The sequence below is a fragment of the Bacillus sp. z33 genome (assembly GCF_058313615.1).
This window is the reverse complement of sequence record NZ_JBZFQN010000001.1, coordinates 646,250-662,907: the sequence shown is the minus strand read 5'-3', so window position 1 is coordinate 662,907 and position 16,658 is coordinate 646,250. Positions and strand designations below refer to the sequence as shown.

18 protein-coding genes are annotated in these 16,658 nt (G+C 38.8%); all 18 read left to right on the top strand.

Features of this window, described 5'->3' with window-relative positions:
* The first annotated feature begins 18 nt into the window (after positions 1 to 18).
* Entirely contained in the window at positions 19 to 219 is a 201-nt protein-coding gene (locus AC4G3L_RS03080) for a DUF2768 domain-containing protein (protein WP_491075508.1), read from the top strand.
* Between the two features lie 4 nt (positions 220 to 223).
* Positions 224 to 955, top strand: coding sequence for a YphF family lipoprotein (locus tag AC4G3L_RS03075; RefSeq protein WP_491075507.1), 732 nt, complete (start codon positions 224 to 226; stop codon positions 953 to 955).
* A gap of 269 nt (positions 956 to 1,224) precedes the next feature.
* Positions 1,225 to 2,703 carry a stage IV sporulation protein A gene (gene spoIVA / locus AC4G3L_RS03070; RefSeq protein ID WP_491075506.1) on the top strand — a complete coding sequence of 493 codons (1,479 nt, stop codon included), beginning with the start codon at positions 1,225 to 1,227 and terminating at the stop codon, positions 2,701 to 2,703.
* A 409-nt stretch (positions 2,704 to 3,112) separates the two neighbouring features.
* Positions 3,113 to 3,385, top strand: coding sequence for an HU family DNA-binding protein (locus tag AC4G3L_RS03065; protein WP_491076226.1), 273 nt, complete (start codon positions 3,113 to 3,115; stop codon positions 3,383 to 3,385).
* Between the two features lie 175 nt (positions 3,386 to 3,560).
* A complete protein-coding gene (gene folE / locus AC4G3L_RS03060) occupies positions 3,561 to 4,127 on the top strand; it encodes a GTP cyclohydrolase I FolE (protein ID WP_491075505.1) in 567 nt (188 codons plus the stop codon).
* Positions 4,128 to 4,158: 31 nt separating this feature from the next.
* On the top strand, positions 4,159 to 4,386 hold the full coding sequence (mtrB, locus tag AC4G3L_RS03055; RefSeq protein WP_491075504.1) for a trp RNA-binding attenuation protein MtrB: 228 nt from the start codon (positions 4,159 to 4,161) through the stop codon (positions 4,384 to 4,386).
* A 128-nt stretch (positions 4,387 to 4,514) separates the two neighbouring features.
* A complete protein-coding gene (locus AC4G3L_RS03050) occupies positions 4,515 to 5,273 on the top strand; it encodes a heptaprenyl diphosphate synthase component 1 (RefSeq protein WP_491075503.1) in 759 nt (252 codons plus the stop codon).
* 42 nt (positions 5,274 to 5,315) lie between these two features.
* Complete coding sequence (locus AC4G3L_RS03045) at positions 5,316 to 6,029, top strand: demethylmenaquinone methyltransferase (RefSeq protein ID WP_491075502.1); 714 nt, start codon at positions 5,316 to 5,318, stop codon at positions 6,027 to 6,029.
* Between the two features lie 35 nt (positions 6,030 to 6,064).
* Positions 6,065 to 7,027 carry a heptaprenyl diphosphate synthase component II gene (gene hepT / locus AC4G3L_RS03040; RefSeq protein ID WP_491075501.1) on the top strand — a complete coding sequence of 321 codons (963 nt, stop codon included), beginning with the start codon at positions 6,065 to 6,067 and terminating at the stop codon, positions 7,025 to 7,027.
* A gap of 88 nt (positions 7,028 to 7,115) precedes the next feature.
* Entirely contained in the window at positions 7,116 to 7,562 is a 447-nt protein-coding gene (gene ndk, locus AC4G3L_RS03035) for a nucleoside-diphosphate kinase (RefSeq protein WP_491075500.1), read from the top strand.
* Positions 7,563 to 7,765: 203 nt separating this feature from the next.
* Positions 7,766 to 8,566 carry a CheR family methyltransferase gene (locus AC4G3L_RS03030; RefSeq protein WP_491075499.1) on the top strand — a complete coding sequence of 267 codons (801 nt, stop codon included), beginning with the start codon at positions 7,766 to 7,768 and terminating at the stop codon, positions 8,564 to 8,566.
* A 162-nt stretch (positions 8,567 to 8,728) separates the two neighbouring features.
* Positions 8,729 to 9,901: a chorismate synthase gene (gene aroC, locus AC4G3L_RS03025; RefSeq protein WP_491075498.1), complete on the top strand. Its 1,173-nt coding sequence runs from the start codon at positions 8,729 to 8,731 to the stop codon at positions 9,899 to 9,901.
* Positions 9,902 to 10,993, top strand: coding sequence for a 3-dehydroquinate synthase (gene aroB / locus AC4G3L_RS03020; RefSeq protein WP_491075497.1), 1,092 nt, complete (start codon positions 9,902 to 9,904; stop codon positions 10,991 to 10,993).
* Between the two features lie 20 nt (positions 10,994 to 11,013).
* Positions 11,014 to 11,379, top strand: coding sequence for a chorismate mutase (gene aroH / locus AC4G3L_RS03015; protein ID WP_491076225.1), 366 nt, complete (start codon positions 11,014 to 11,016; stop codon positions 11,377 to 11,379).
* Between the two features lie 21 nt (positions 11,380 to 11,400).
* Positions 11,401 to 12,507, top strand: a complete 1,107-nt coding sequence (gene hisC, locus AC4G3L_RS03010; protein ID WP_491075496.1) for a histidinol-phosphate transaminase — start codon at positions 11,401 to 11,403, stop codon at positions 12,505 to 12,507.
* Positions 12,508 to 12,527: 20 nt separating this feature from the next.
* Positions 12,528 to 13,631, top strand: a complete 1,104-nt coding sequence (locus AC4G3L_RS03005) for a prephenate dehydrogenase (RefSeq protein WP_491075495.1) — start codon at positions 12,528 to 12,530, stop codon at positions 13,629 to 13,631.
* Between the two features lie 20 nt (positions 13,632 to 13,651).
* Entirely contained in the window at positions 13,652 to 14,950 is a 1,299-nt protein-coding gene (gene aroA / locus AC4G3L_RS03000) for a 3-phosphoshikimate 1-carboxyvinyltransferase (protein WP_491075494.1), read from the top strand.
* A gap of 397 nt (positions 14,951 to 15,347) precedes the next feature.
* Entirely contained in the window at positions 15,348 to 16,643 is a 1,296-nt protein-coding gene (locus tag AC4G3L_RS02995; RefSeq protein WP_491075493.1) for a tetratricopeptide repeat protein, read from the top strand.
* The last annotated feature ends 15 nt before the right edge of the window (positions 16,644 to 16,658 follow it).

Genomic DNA, 16,658 nt, shown 5'->3' with positions numbered 1-16,658 from the left:
GAAGAGGGGGGCCAAATTTTGAGTTTAGCAATGCAAAAAATGTGGGTTTCGATTGCGGGAATGGGGTTAATGGCAATCGCGGTATTTGCCATCTATTTAAGCAGGTATAAATTTAAGGGAATATTGAAATATCTGTTGGCCACTGTTGCCTATGTATCTATGTTTATTGCTGCCCTTATTATGATTATTATTGTTGTGAGTGGTCCTACAAATGGGTAACAGGATGAGGAAGAAAATACAAAAGATGTCCGGCCTTTTATTGATACTTTGTACGGTTATCCTTCTATCCGGATGTTTATATCCGGAGGAAAATAAACAACAAAACCAAGTCCCTTATGAAGAACAGGTCGAATCTGTCCAAAAAGCAGTATTAGAATATCGGGAAGATAACAGTGGCCGTCTGTTGCCGATTAAGACCAAAGATCAGGATACGCCTTATTATATGAAATACATAATTGATTTTAAAAAATTAGTCCCTAAGTATATGGCTGAAATACCTGGGAATGCGTATGAAAATGGCGGGATTTTTCAATATACCCTAATTAATGAAGAAACCAATCCGACTGTCAGGCTAATTGATTTAAGATTGGCGGAGACTTTGCGAGAAACAAAATTACAAATACAATCTCAGGGATATCCAGCTTTTGATGAAAAAATCGGTCCGAATGTCTATACTCTAAATTATGAAAATATGGGATTTGAAAAGGAACCTACCGTCAAAAGTCCGTTCACGGGAAATGCCTTACATTTTGTTTTAGGTGAAGATGGAGAATTATATATTGATTATACTCCGGATTTATATGATTTACTTATTGATCGTTCGGCGGATTTAACAGAGGGTGAAGATATAAGGGATGAGTTAGTGAAAAATAATCTCTTTGTGCCTGCCTATTCACAGCCTTATACATGGGATCAAAAAGCAAATAAACCTGTCTTTATGGCAATTGAGGAATAACCTTGCTTATACAAAATATATTTGTATAAGTAAGGTTTTTTTTAATCCCAGTAATTAATCTTAATTCAAGCTTTTTTGTGGACATCCGTATTGGTGATTATCGTTTGATGGAGATAAATGAGCTGTCGGGCTTTTACATAAATGGAGAGGAGAGAAAAAATTAGTCATAAATCTAATAGAACATCGCATAAATATATAGTGTCCAAGTTTATAAGAATATCCATAATTGCGTATATGTACTCATATATGAGGAAGCGGGAGGGGATCTCTTGGAAAGGGTCGATATATTTAAGGATATAGCCGAGAGAACCGGCGGCGATATATATTTGGGAGTTGTCGGAGCCGTTCGGACGGGTAAATCTACATTTATAAAGAAATTTATGGAGTTGGTCGTGCTTCCTGGAATGCAAAGTGAGGCTGAAAAAGCACGTACGATTGATGAATTGCCTCAAAGTGCAGCAGGAAGGACAATTATGACAACTGAACCTAAATTTGTACCGAATCAGGCAGCTCAGGTACAAGTAGATGAAGGGTTAGAAGTCAATATTCGGATGGTTGACTGTGTAGGGTACACCGTTCCTGGGGCAAAAGGATATGAGGATGAGAATGGTCCCAGGATGATTCATACGCCTTGGTATGAAGAGCCCATACCATTCCATGAAGCTGCTGAAATTGGCACGCGTAAGGTCATACAGGACCATTCTACAATTGGTGTAGTGGTTACGACAGATGGGTCGATTGGTGAGATACCGCGTTTTGACTATGTAGAAGCCGAGGAAAGGGTGGTTGAAGAGCTTAAAGAAGTTGGGAAACCGTTTATTATGGTTATAAATACGGTGAATCCAAATCATCCAGATACAGAGGTTTTACGCTCCAAACTTCAGGAAAAATATGACATACCTGTGCTGGCGATAAGCGTTGAGAGCATGCGGGAGGGGGATGTATTAAATGTCCTTCGTGAAGCATTGTTCGAATTCCCGGTTTTAGAAGTGAATGTAAATTTACCAAGATGGGTAATGGTTCTTAATGAAACTCATTGGCTCAGAGCCTCCTATCAGGATGCAATCAGAGAAACAGTCCAGGATATTAAGAGGCTCAGAGATGTTGATCGCCTCGTTCATCTGTTTGAAGAGTATGAGTTTGTCGCTCATGCCTCACTGGCTGGGATTGAAATGGGTCAGGGGGTAGCAGAAATTGATTTATCAGCTCCTGATGAATTATATGACCAGGTTCTGAAAGAAATTGTGGGTGTAGAAATTCGAGGAAAGGATCATTTGCTGGAATTAATGCAGGATTTTGCCTACGCTAAAGCAGAATATGACCAGGTATCCGATGCCCTTAAAATGGTTAAGCAAACTGGTTATGGAGTAGCTGCACCATCTCTTGCAGATATGAGTCTGGATGAACCGGAAATTATTCGTCAGGGATCCAGGTTTGGAGTCAGGCTGAAAGCAGTGGCGCCATCCATTCATATGATTAAGGTAGATGTTGAATCTGAGTTTGCCCCGATTATTGGAACAGAAAAACAAAGTGAAGAATTGGTGCGTTATTTAATGCAGGATTTTGAGGAGAATCCATTGAGCATTTGGAATTCAGAAATTTTTGGGCGCAGCTTATCTTCGTTGGTTCGTGAGGGAATTCAGGCAAAATTAACTTTGATGCCGGAAAATGCTCGATATAAATTAAAGGAAACACTTGAAAGGATCATTAATGAAGGATCCGGCGGTTTGATCGCCATTATTCTTTAAACGGTGCAGCAGAGGTTTACGGTCCATTATGGATAAGTAATCCTCTGTTTTTTTTGTTAAAATATCGACAAATGAGCTATATTTTATGTTGTCTTAACTTTCAAAAAACACCTCAATTATGAAGATATGGCAATAAAAACAGGAAAATAACCTACATTATTCGAATAAATGCCTGTAAATTCGCTAATTTACTTGATATGGTCTAGGGATTATGATAATCTTTTATCAGAAATCAAGTTCAAAGCAAAAACCCTTATATATCAATGTTTATCAAAGGTTTTTTATGTTAAATATGATTAATGACAAAATATTGCAAGTTTTTGTTTTGACTGATGGAAACATATTTCATTACGACTTATAAAAGTAAATGAAGTAGAATGGAAGCATACTTTGGGAGGAGGTGAATGGCATGAACAAAACAGAATTAATCAACGCTGTTGCTGAAGCTAGCGAACTTTCCAAAAAGGACGCAACTAAAGCAGTTGACGCAGTGTTCGAATCCATTTTAGAAGCTCTTAAAAATGGTGATAAAGTACAATTAATTGGTTTCGGTAACTTTGAAGTTCGTGAACGTGCAGCCCGTAAAGGACGCAACCCACAAACTGGTGAGGAAATTGAAATCGCTGCTAGCAAAGTACCTGCATTCAAACCAGGGAAAGCACTTAAAGACGCTGTTAAGTAATCCGTACATACGCTTATTACTTAAATGAGCGCTATACGCACATAGAGAGTCATTACCATCAACAGTGGTAATGACTCTTTTTCTATTATAAAGTCCATAATACATGGCTCAGCGATTAAAATGTGCTACTATGGATATAGTTGAATTTAGGTATAGCAATGGGAGGAAGACAGAAATGAGTGAAATCAACCGCGGTAAAATAGAGGAAGCAGTTACGATGATTTTGGAAGCTCTTGGAGAAGATCCGACAAGGGAAGGACTCCTGGACACGCCAAAACGGGTAGCTAAAATGTATGAAGAAGTATTCTCCGGATTGAATCAGGACCCTAAAGAGTATTTTGAAACGGTCTTTGGAGAAGATCATGAAGAATTAGTACTTGTAAAGGATATTCCTTTTTATTCTATGTGTGAGCACCATCTCGTACCCTTCTTTGGTGTGGCCCATGTAGCATATATTCCTAAAGGTGGACGGGTTACAGGTTTAAGTAAATTAGCCAGAGCGGTCGAGGCTGTGAGCAGAAGACCTCAATTACAAGAGAGAATCACATCAACTGTTGCCGAGTCCATTATGGAAACACTCAAGCCACACGGCGTTATGGTGGTTGTCGAAGCTGAACATATGTGTATGACCATGAGAGGCGTCAAAAAACCTGGTTCTAAAACAATCACATCTGCAGTAAGAGGCACTTTGGCAACAGACTCACGCTCCCGCCAGGAAGTTTTAAGCTTAATTAATAAATAAATGAAATAGATAATGGGAAAGGAGTGAGAGAATGGAGAACCTCCAATCGACTGATTTTGTAGTCATAAAAGCGTTAGAAGATGGGGTAAATGTCATTGGATTAACCAGAGGTGAAGATACCAAATTCCATCATTCAGAAAAGCTTGATAAAGGTGAAGTGCTATTTGTACAGTTTACCGAACATACATCAGCCATCAAAATCAGAGGAAAAGCGGTTATGCACACACCCTATGGTGAAATAGAAAGTGAGAAAGAATAACCGTTTATCTGTTCTCTCCTTTTAAACCATTCGACAGCATTTTAAAAGGATAGTAAGATAAAAATAATGAATGTTAGAGTATGCCGGTACCGGCATTGAATTAGAAGCGGAAGCATGGGTGATTACGATTGGAAAGCATCAGTAACGAAGTCATACAACTAAATAGTGAAATAAAGAATATCATCAATCATTCTTTTGTAAGGAAGTATATAAATCAGCCAACCATTAATGACGATATGATAGCTGTTATGGTTAAAATTATGCAAGATGCCAATGTGGACCCAAAATCAATGCCCTTTTACATAGTATCAGTCATGCTCATGCAAATTGCCCTGGATACCCATGAAAAAGTTTCAAACACAGAGGAAGGCGAAAGCCAGACTAAATTGAGACAACGCCAATTATCGATCTTAGCCGGTGATTATTACAGCAGCATGTACTATCACATGTTGGCTAAGACAGAAGATATTGAGTTTATTTATCTAATGTCTCAGGGAATACAGGAAGTAAACGAAGCAAAGGTTAGACTATATATGGACAAAGACGCTGATATGGATAAGCTGGTAACGTACCTTTGTAAAATTGAAACCATTTTAGTTGAAAAAACAGCTGAGTATTTTAATGATACTGAACAAAAGGATTTGTATATCGATTTTCTGTTATTGAACAGATTGATGGCTGAATTGGATGGATATAAAAATAATCACAATTCCAATTTTGTAAGAGCTTTACAATCCATACATAGTGTAAATGATGAAACGGATGATAAAATATCATATTTGCTTAACCAGGAAATTAAAAAAGTGAAAGAAAGATTATCGTATACCTTGTTGAAATATAATAGCAGCGATGATTTGGCTATAAGGGTTAAGGAAATTTTGAGATAATCACAATATATAAATATGTTGGTATGAAAAAGGGGATTCATAATGAAACAACAAACGAAAGAAGAACGTGTCCATCATGTTTTTGAGAATATCTCTGAAAATTATGATTCAATGAATTCAGTAATCAGTTTTCAATTACACAAACGTTGGCGTGCCGATACGATGAAAAAAATGAATGTTAAACAGGGGAACCAGGCGCTCGATGTATGTTGTGGAACTGCTGATTGGACGATTGCATTAGCGCATCAGGTTGGTGATTCTGGCAAGGTAATTGGTTTGGACTTCAGTCAAAATATGCTGAAAATCGGGGAACAAAAGGTTAAAAAGGAAAAATTGAAGAATGTAGAGCTGCTACATGGGAATGCCATGGAGCTTCCATTTGAAGATGACACATTTGACTATGTAACTATAGGATTTGGTCTGCGAAACGTTCCTGATTACTTAGCTGTATTGAAAGAAATGAACCGTGTTCTTAAGCCTGGAGGTATGGCAGTTTGTTTGGATACGTCTCAGCCAACATTACCGGGTTATAGACAGCTGTATTATTTTTATTTTAAGCATATCATGCCAATGATGGGTAAATTATTGGCTAAAAGTTATAAGGAGTATTCCTGGCTGCAGGAATCTGCAGAAGATTTTCCAGGCGGACCAGAATTGAAAAAGCTTTTTGAGGAAGCCGGTTTTGATAAGGTGAAATATAAACCTTATTCCGGTGGGGCAGCTGCGTCTCATTTTGGATACAAACAATCTAAATGAAGGGACGCGTATTAGTTTAAGCGGGAAGTGGAACTATGAAATTACCAAAATTATATTCAATCTTCAGACAAGATATCCAATTAATCGAAAAAGAGCTGCGTTCATCCATTCATCCAGATAGTGGACAACTCCACGACGCATCAGTACATACTCTGAAAGCAGGAGGGAAACGGATACGCCCTGTGTTTGTCCTGCTTACAGCGAAATTTGGAGATTATGATATCAATAAAATTAAGCATGCAGCTATTGCTCTTGAACTTATTCATTCTGCTTCACTGGTACACGATGATATTATTGATGAAGCTCGATTGCGAAGGGGATCTTTAACGGTTCGTTCCAAATGGGATAATAAAATGGCCACCTATACCGGAGATTATATATTTGCACGAGCTCAGGAACTTATGACCCATATTAAAGAACCTCTGGCACATCAGGTTCTGGCCAAAACAATTATGGAAGTCAGCATTGGTGAGATAGAACAAATACGAGATAAATATAATTTTGATCAAAATTTGCGTGATTATTTAAAGCGAATTAAAAGAAAAACGGCAGTATTAATTGCAGCAAGCTGTCAACTGGGAGCAATCAGTGCAGGAGTTTCAGAAGACATTCACAAAAAATTATTCCTATATGGTTACTATGTAGGTATGTCTTATCAAATTATGGATGACATTCTTGATTTTACGGCAACTGAAAAAGACCTGGGCAAACCTGCGGGAAGCGATTTATGGCAAGGAAATATCACCCTGCCTGTTTTATTTGCGATGCAAGATCCCAAGTTAGCTGAAACCATTCGAACAGTTAATGAAAGAATGAGTTTAGAAGAATTGAGTCCTATCCTGGAATCAATCAAAAAATCCGGGGCAATTGATCAATCAATCGAATTCAGTAATGCTTATTTAGATAAAGCATTCGCTATTCTTGAATCGATGCCTAATTCTAAGAACAAAGATTATTTAGTTGAAATAGCAAAATTTATCGGAAAAAGGAAATATTGAGACTATTTCCTTTTTTTGTTTGCTTTATGCATGTAAATAATGGTATTATTCTTTCTGAAAACCCATACATACGAGCAGAGGTGTAAAAATGGAAAAAACATTTTTAATGGTTAAACCAGATGGTGTACAGAGAAATTTAATCGGGGAAATTGTATCACGTTTAGAAAGAAAGGGCTTTCAACTTGTTGGGGCAAAATTAATGCTCATTCCTGCCGAAATGGCAGAAAAACATTATGAGGAACATAAAGAACGCCCATTTTTTGGTGAATTAGTTGATTTTATTACGTCCGGGCCGGTTTTTGCAATGGCATGGCAAGGAGAAAATGTGATTGCGACGGCGCGTCAAATGATGGGATCTACTAATCCTAAAGATGCATCTCCTGGTACTATTCGAGGTGATTACGGTGTGACAGTAGGTAAAAATATTATCCATGGATCTGATTCACCGGCAAGCGCTGAGAGAGAACTTGGTATTTTCTTTAAAGAAGATGAATTAAATGAATATACAAAATTGGCAAATCAGTGGATTTATTGAATGGATATGATTTTTTAACACTATAGTGAATGATGGCTGTCAACAGGGTTGGCAGCCTTTTTTATTAAACTTGACAAAGAATAGGTAGGAAGATGATTTCATTAGTTAGTCTTTAACGTTGGGGAAATGACTGGTTATATCTTTAAATCTTCATATTTTGTATACTAATAGTAAAAGAAAATCGGGTGGGGACAAAGCGGATTATGATCACAATAAACGATGATTATCAAGGGTTTATCAAAGGAATCAATTATCTAACGAATATCGATCTATCCTTATATAAGGAAGTTCAAATGAAAAGGCGCATCACATCCTTATATGAAAAAAAGGGTTTTAATGGGTTCCGGGACTATTATAGTCATCTTAGTAAAGATAAATATCTATTAAATGAATTTTTGGATCGTATGACGATTAATGTAACGAATTTCTTTCGGAATTATAAAAGGTGGGAGGTTTTAGAACGGGAGATCCTGCCTAGATTATTATCTGAAAAACAGACTATAAAAGTTTGGAGTGCAGCTTGTTCAACTGGCGATGAACCTTATTCACTGGCCATAGTACTATCGCGCTTAAATGCCTTAAACCGTGCCGTCATCCTGGCTACAGATATAGACCAGAATGTTCTGGAAATTTGTAAGAGAGGCATCTATTCGGAAAAATCCTTGGAAGAGGTACCAGAGGAATTAAAAAATACATATTTCAAATTGGCGGATGGGTATTATCATCTGAATCAAAAAATTAAGAAGGCGATAACATTCGATAAACATAATCTGCTTGGTGATCCATTTGGTCAATCCTATGATTTAATTATTTGTCGTAATGTACTGATTTATTTTACGGATGTAGCGAAGGATTCTTTATATAAGAAATTTTCCCAATCACTTCGGCCTGGTGGAGTTCTGTTTGTTGGGAGCACTGAGCAAATCTTCCACCCAAATGCATATGAATTTGTCAGTACAAATACGTTTTTCTATAAAAAGAAAGATACTGTGTCATTGCCATAACTCTGTCCGAGAAGATAGATAAAAATCATGGACAATAAAAGCAGTATAGGCAATGGATCTATAGAGTTTCTGATGTACAATGAAAAGCAAAATTATTACCAAAGATATAACGGTATATGATATTATTACACAAATGCTTTAAAGTGATGAAGGAGGATGCTTATGAGATACATAACTGCGGGGGAATCACATGGTCCCCAATTAACAACGATAATAGAAGGACTGCCAGCAGGAATGCCGTTGTCTGAGGAAGATATCAACAAGCATCTTGCCAGGAGACAAAAGGGCTATGGCCGCGGTAGAAGAATGCAAATTGAAAAAGATACAGTAGAAATCACTGCTGGCATCCGTCATGGCCGGACATTGGGTTCACCTGTATCCTTACAAGTAAAAAATCGTGATTGGACACACTGGACTCATGTGATGGGAATTGAACCGATTGATGAAAAGGCTGAAGAAGAAATTAAACGTAAAATAACAAGACCACGCCCGGGGCATGCTGACTTGAATGGCGGAATGAAATATGGACATAGAGATTTGCGTAATGTATTGGAACGTTCGTCTGCAAGGGAAACAACTGTCCGAGTAGCAGCCGGGGCTATTGCTGTGAAACTGCTTAGTCTGCTTGGCGTAGAAATTGTTTCGCATGTCGTGGAAATCGGCGGCATTAAAGCTGCTGAAACAGAGATGAAGGATATAAAAAAGATTCAACAGCTGGCAGAGGATTCTCCAGTTCGCTGCCTTGATGAAAAGGCAGCTGTTCAAATGATGGAAGCCATTGATGTAGCTAAAAAGAATGGGGATACGCTAGGTGGCGTCGTAGAAGTGGTGGCAACCGGAATGCCTGCAGGTGTAGGAAGTTATGTTCATTATGATCGGAAATTAGATGCGAAAATTGCGGGAGCCATTCTAAGTATAAACGCATTTAAGGGTGTCGAGTTTGGCATCGGTTTTGAAGCAGCGAGAATCCCAGGCAGTCAAGTTCATGACGAAATTGTTTGGGAGAGTGGTCAGGGTTACAGTCGTAAGACGAATCGTTTAGGGGGATTTGAAGGTGGAATGACTACCGGAATGCCTGTGGTGGTACGTGGAGTGATGAAACCAATCCCAACGTTATACAAGCCGCTCAAAAGTGTGGATATTGACACGAAAGAATCATTTACTGCTTCGATTGAACGATCTGACGCATGTGCTGTCCCTGCAGCAGCGGTCGTTGCCGAGCATGCGGTAGCATGGGAACTTGCCAACGCCATCATAGAACAATTTTATTCAGATCGAATGGATTCATTGTTGGAATCCGTCAATCAGCAAAGAGCATATGCGAGGGAATTTTAAATGGAATCTATACAAATTAAGACTTCTTCAAAGGAGTATCCAATTTTTATAGGTGATGGGATTATTGAGCAACTTCCATTATTTATAGAGAAGAATTTTAAGAGGAAGCCAAAAGTTTATATTATAACGGATGAAGTGGTTTCCTCTCTTTATTCCGAGGTGATTCAATCATCCTTGACTGATCTTGGGTTCGCCGTAATAGTCCACGCCGTACCGACCGGAGAAAAGGCAAAATCATTTCCTGTTTATGAAGAATGCCTGACCGTTGGATTAGAAAATAAGCTTGATCGCGATAGTCTTATATTAGCGCTCGGTGGGGGAGTTGTCGGTGATTTAGCCGGATTTGTGGCTGCCACTTATATGAGGGGGATTCCCTATATCCAGCTGCCAACGACTTTACTTGCCCATGATAGTGCTGTCGGAGGAAAGGTGGCCATTAATCATCCATTAGGAAAGAATTTAGTTGGCTGCTTTTATCAGCCGGAAGCCGTATTCTATGACAGTTCCTTTTTATCGACTTTACCGGAAAAGGAGTGGCGGTCAGGCTTTGCAGAGTTAATTAAGCATGCTTTCCTTTACAGTAAATCTTTTTATGATGAATTACGGGACCGTTATACTGTTATTTCTGATTTACGGAATAAATCATTAGCTCCGTATATAAAAAGAGGGATTTCTGTTAAAGCTGATATTGTGTCAGAGGATGAGAAAGAAAAAGGTTCACGCGCTTTTCTTAATTTAGGGCACACATTGGCACATGCCATTGAAGGAGCAGCAGGCTATGGTGTGGTTACCCATGGTGAGGCTGTAGCTTTTGGCATGTTATTTGATTTGTATTTGAGCATAAAGTATACGAATTTTCAATTTGATCTGCAAACATTTGAGAATTGGTTAAGGAATTTGGGATACCTTCAAATACCAAGAGAGATTCTCTCAACAGAATTATTGCTCCCGTTTATGAAACTTGATAAGAAAAATAAACAAGGTTCAATCACGATGGTCCTATTAAACGATTTTGGCAATCCAACTTTAAAGTCCTATACTGATAGGGAAATACAGACCGAATTAAACATATTTCTTAAACAAATTAGGTGAAAAGGAGTAGGAAATTCATGATGATAAGAGGCATCAGAGGGGCCATTACCATAGAAGAAAATCATAAAGATCATATTGAAAGCAGAACGGAGATTCTTCTTCGAGAGATGATTCACCAGAATAATCTGCTGGCTGAGTCCATTGCTTCCATCTTTATCTCGGTAACGGATGACATAGATGCAGGATTTCCGGCTGCCGCAGTAAGGAAATTGGCTGGATTTACATATGTTCCTGTGATGTGTATGCGTGAAATTCCTGTTTCGGGTTCTTTGCCTATGGCAATTCGAGTTATGATTCACGCCAATGTGGATACCGCTCAAAAGGATATCAAACATATTTATCTGGAGGGAGCCACGATCCTTAGACCTGATTTAACAGATAAATAAGCAAAAAAGGGGGAGCACATCTTGAAATGGAAGAATCATTTATATACATTGGAACCCTATCAACCAGGCAGACCGATTGAGGACGTAAAAAGGGAGTTTGGTTTGGGGGAAATCATCAAACTGGCATCGAATGAAAACCCGTATGGTTATTCATCCGCAGTTTCAAAAATTTTGAAAGAAACGGATTGGACCCTTCCCATGTATCCGGATGGCGGTGCAGTTCAATTGCGTGAAGTCTTAGCCACATATTTAGGGGTTAAAGAAAATCAGTTGATATTTGGAAATGGCTCGGATAATTTAATACAGATGATTGCTAAAGCGATTCTTAGTCCCGGGGTTAACACGGTAATGGCAACGGGTACCTTCAGTCAATACAGTCATAATGCAATACTCGAACAGGCAGAAGTCAGGGAAGTACCACATGTGAATGGCAGACACGACCTGGAGGGCATGCTTAAAGTGATTGATGCTGATACCGGCATCGTATGGATATGTTCCCCTAATAATCCTACAGGAGAATATATTCCTGAGGATGAGCTACTTTCTTTTCTTAATCAGGTACCTGCAGATGTATTAGTTGTGTTTGATGCTGCTTATTATGAATACGTGACGGCTGAGGATTATCCGGACATACTGCAGTTAATTGACCGGTTTGATAATTTGATTGTTTTGCATACTTTCTCAAAAATTTATGGAATGGCGGCTTTGCGTATTGGTTATGGAGTGGCTAATCCCCATATTATTCGTATGCTTGAACCTGTCAGAGAACCATTTAACGTGAATTCAATAGCCCAAAAGGCAGCTATCGCCGCCATTGGAGATCAGGACTTCATTCAGGAATGCAGGCAAAAAAATAGAGAAGGTCTTGAACAGTATTATGAATTTTGTAAGATACATAGGCTGGACTATTATCCATCTCAAGCTAATTTTATTTTAATCGATACGGGATATGATGGTAACGAGGTCTTTCATTACTTAATGAGAAAAGGGTATATTGTTCGTTCCGGTCAGGCTTTGGGTTTCCCAACATCCATACGGATCACAGTTGGTTCACATGCACAGAATAAAGCAGTTTTGAAGGAATTGGAGTATTTTATTTTGGAAAAGAAGGCTAAAGAAACTAAATAGATGTCAGGTGAGGTGCCTCCATGCGTGGGAATGTATTGATGATAGGTCTTGGGCTAATTGGAGGATCCATTGCTCTATCTATTAAAAAGGAACATCCTGAAGCCGTTATACAAGGGTATGATTTGGACTGGAAACAGGTGCAATTAGCAAAAGTTTTAAAAGTGATAGATGAAGAGATTACAGATTATAAAGAGGCTGCTCGAATAGCAGATGTCATCATTATAGGTGTTCCTGTGCAAGTCACATCAGCAGTAATGAAGAACCTGTCCTCTTGTTCGCTTAAAAAGAGAGTTCTAATCACGGATGTCGGAAGTACGAAAGCAAAGATTATGGAAGAGGCAGACAGATACTTTGGCTCAAGATATACCTTTATAGGCGGTCATCCCATGGCTGGTTCCCATAAAAGTGGAGTCGCAGCAGCAAAAGTGCATCTTTTTGAAAATGCATTTTATATGCTGACGCCAGCTTCTCATACTGATTTGAAAGAAGTGGCTGAGTTAAAAATGTGGCTGAAAGGCACAAAAGCCAAATTTATAGAAGTGGACGCCAATGAACATGATTTAATGACTGGTGTCATCAGTCACCTGCCGCATATTATGGCTGCTTCCATCGTTAAGCAAGCTGAACATGCAGAAGAGAAACATGCATTAATTGCAAGGCTTGCTGCCGGGGGATTCAGAGATATCACTCGGATTGCTTCATCCAATCCCCAAATGTGGAAAGATATTCTGATTCAAAATGATCAAGTGTTAATCAACCTCTTGAACACTTGGATAGATGAAATAATGGAGATCAGAGACTGGATAGTCAAAAAAGATGAGGAAAAACTATATTCCTTTTTCTTAAGTGCAAAAGCTTTCCGCGATGAGTTGCCAGCTCATAAAAAAGGAGCTATTCCTTCCTTTTACGATTTATATGTGGATGTCCCGGATTACCCAGGCATCATTTCTGAGATAACCGGTTATCTGGCTAATTCAACCATTAGTATTACTAATATTCGAATCATTGAGACACGAGAAGAACTTTATGGTGTATTAGTGATTTCTTTTCAAACGGATGAGGATCGTTCTCTTGCCGTTGAATGTTTAAGAGAAGCAACAAATTATGATACTTATTATGACTGACATAAAAGGAGGAGAGGCACTTGGATAAAATCCTTTCATACAAACCAAATGGGTTGATAGGAACGATAACGGTCCCGGGAGATAAATCAATATCACATAGAGCGGTCATGTTCGGGGCAGTAGCGGAAGGAAGAACTACTATTCACCATTTTTTGGAAGGGCAGGATTGTTTGAGTACCATTGATTGTTTTCAGAAAATGGGGGTGGATATCAAAAGAGATGGTGATACTGTCACCATTCATGGAAATGGATGGGCTGGTTTAAAGGAGCCGGTTGAATTACTGGATGTCGGCAATTCGGGGACAAGCATTAGGCTTCTTTTAGGATTGCTCGCCAGTCAGCCATTTTCTGTTACGTTCACAGGCGATGAGTCTATCGCAAAGCGGCCCATGAGAAGAGTGGTAGATCCTCTTCGGAAAATGGGAGCAACTATAGTTGGTAAGGATGATGGCAATTATATTCCGCTTGAAATGAAAGGAAGTGAGCTGTCAGGAATTGAATATGAGCTTCCGGTAGCGAGCGCACAAGTGAAATCAGCCATTCTTTTAGCAGGGTTAAATGCAAAAGGTAGTACAACGGTCATTGAAAAAGCATCTACTCGGGATCATACCGAACGAATGATTGAATCATTCGGAGGGAGAATTTATGTTGATGGAAGAAAAAGGATGGTTGAAGGCGGGCAAGTATTAAAGGGTAGGGATATCCATGTACCTGGAGACATATCCTCTGCAGCGTTTTGGATGGTGGCCAGTGCGATTGTGCCAAACAGTCAGGTTACGTTGAGGAATGTTGGCTTAAATCAAACAAGAACTGGTATTATAGATGTCTTAAAAGAAATGGGTGCTAATATAGAGATTCAGCCTGATTCTCAAGGCGAATTGGCGGAAGAAACAGGGACTGTTACGGTTATGACGTCTTCTTTGAAGGGGATGACCATTGCCGGAGACATCATTCCAAGATTGATTGATGAACTTCCTGTGATTGCCTTGTTAGCCTCACAGGCCGAGGGTAAAACAGTTATTAAAGACGCTGCTGAGCTAAAAGTTAAGGAAACAAATCGAATTGATGCCATTGCCACCCAACTGGGGGCTCTTGGAGTAGCTATTACGCCAACAGATGACGGATTAATTATAGAGGGTGGACAAACACTGCACGGCGGTGTTGTGGACAGCCTTGGAGACCACCGAATCGGTATGACATTGGTGATTGCGTCATTGCTATCCAATGAACCTGTAGAATTACATAATGCAGAAGCCATTTCCGTATCCTATCCTGGCTTTTTTGAAGATTTAAATAAACTTATATCGGTTCAGGAATAAAGAGAGGGTTATGCCTCTCTTTATTTGGTACTAAATTTAGTGATGGTTTCATAGCTTGTCTTAAAGAAAGTTATTTTAGTCTGGGCCAATACTCCACTATAAATAGTAGATTGGTGGTGAACGATCTATACCGGTATTTAAAGATGGAAGAAAACGAAAAAAGCTGATTCGGTCGCTTTTTGCTTAATGATACAGTATACTTATCTAACCTTACATGTTAAGGACTCCAAGCTCTACTACCTCAAAAAGTCTATTTTACAGATATGTAAAACTTCAATTTGAAAAATTATTTTCTGCCTACTCCACAGAGCGCTTTATATAGATTACAAAAAGTGAGTATAATAGAGGTAATAATGAAAATCCGGAATACTGGATTAAACAAACATGGTTCTGCAGAATGAACAGCAGAGTTGTTAAAGATTTATGGAAATGGAAAGGACTGCCACGCATGAATATTGATTCAATTATAAAAAAACTGATGCAAGGTGAATTTGAAGAAGCTAAAAAACATATAAATCAGATTAAGCAATCAAATAACGATGACGATGTATATACCCTGGCAGAAGAAATTGCATCCCTGGGATTTATGGAAGAGGCAAAGGAGCTTTTTGAAGAATTGCTGAAGCGTTATCCTGATGAAGGAGAAATTTTATTTTCCTTGGCTGAAGTTTCAACAGAATTAGGGCAGGAAGAAGAAGCATTGCTGTATTTGGAAAAAATTGATGAGGAAGATCCTATGTACCCAGGTGCCCTGTTATTATTAGGTGATTTATATCAAGGCACGGGTATGGAGGAAGTCAGTGTCCAAAAACTAAAAGAAGCCAATCGCATTCTACCGGATGAACCCATTGTAAAATTTGCTCTTGCAGAACTTTATTATCAACAAGGACATTTCCGTTCGGCTGTAGAATTATATACCTGTATCTTAAAGAATGAGACAGTTATAAATGGTATCTCGATAAATAAGAGATTGGCCTTGTCACTGGTCTCATTGGGCGAATTTGAAGAATCGCTTCAATATTTCCAAAAAGCTGGCAAAGATGATGACGTAAATTTATTGTTTGAGCATGGCTTTGCTGCTTATCACGCAGGCGAATACACAATAGCTATAGCCAAATTCACTGAGCTGAAAGAAATAGATCCAGCTTACCATTCGCTCTATATGTATTTAGCAATGGCTTATGAAGAAAACCACAATCTGGAGAAGGCGTTAGAAATTGCTGAAGAAGGTATTAAGGAAGATCCGTTCAATAAGGAAATATTCCTTTATGGAGCTGAACTCGCAAGTAAGCTAGGTAACACTGACAAAGCCATTAAATGGCTCTCAGAAGCTATTGCGATAGATCCAGGTTACCTCGAAGCCATCCTTACTTTAGGCAAGCTTTACTTACACGAAGAAATGTTCGACAATGTCATTGATCTCGTATCTTCTGTCCGATCAATGGGAGAAGATGATCCTCAATTCAATTGGCTCCTGGCAACGGCTTACTCTGAACTTGAACAGTATTCTGAGGCGCTTGCATGCTACAAAGAGGCGCATGAATCTTTTGCAGAGAATAAAGACTTTTTACATGAATACGGCTATTTCTTGCTGGAAGATAGTAAATTTGAAGAGGCTAAGTCGATATTTAAAAAATTGCTTGCAGAAGACCCGAGTAATGATGAGTATATCGATATATTAGAAAGAATTTAACTAATTTGTACAGAG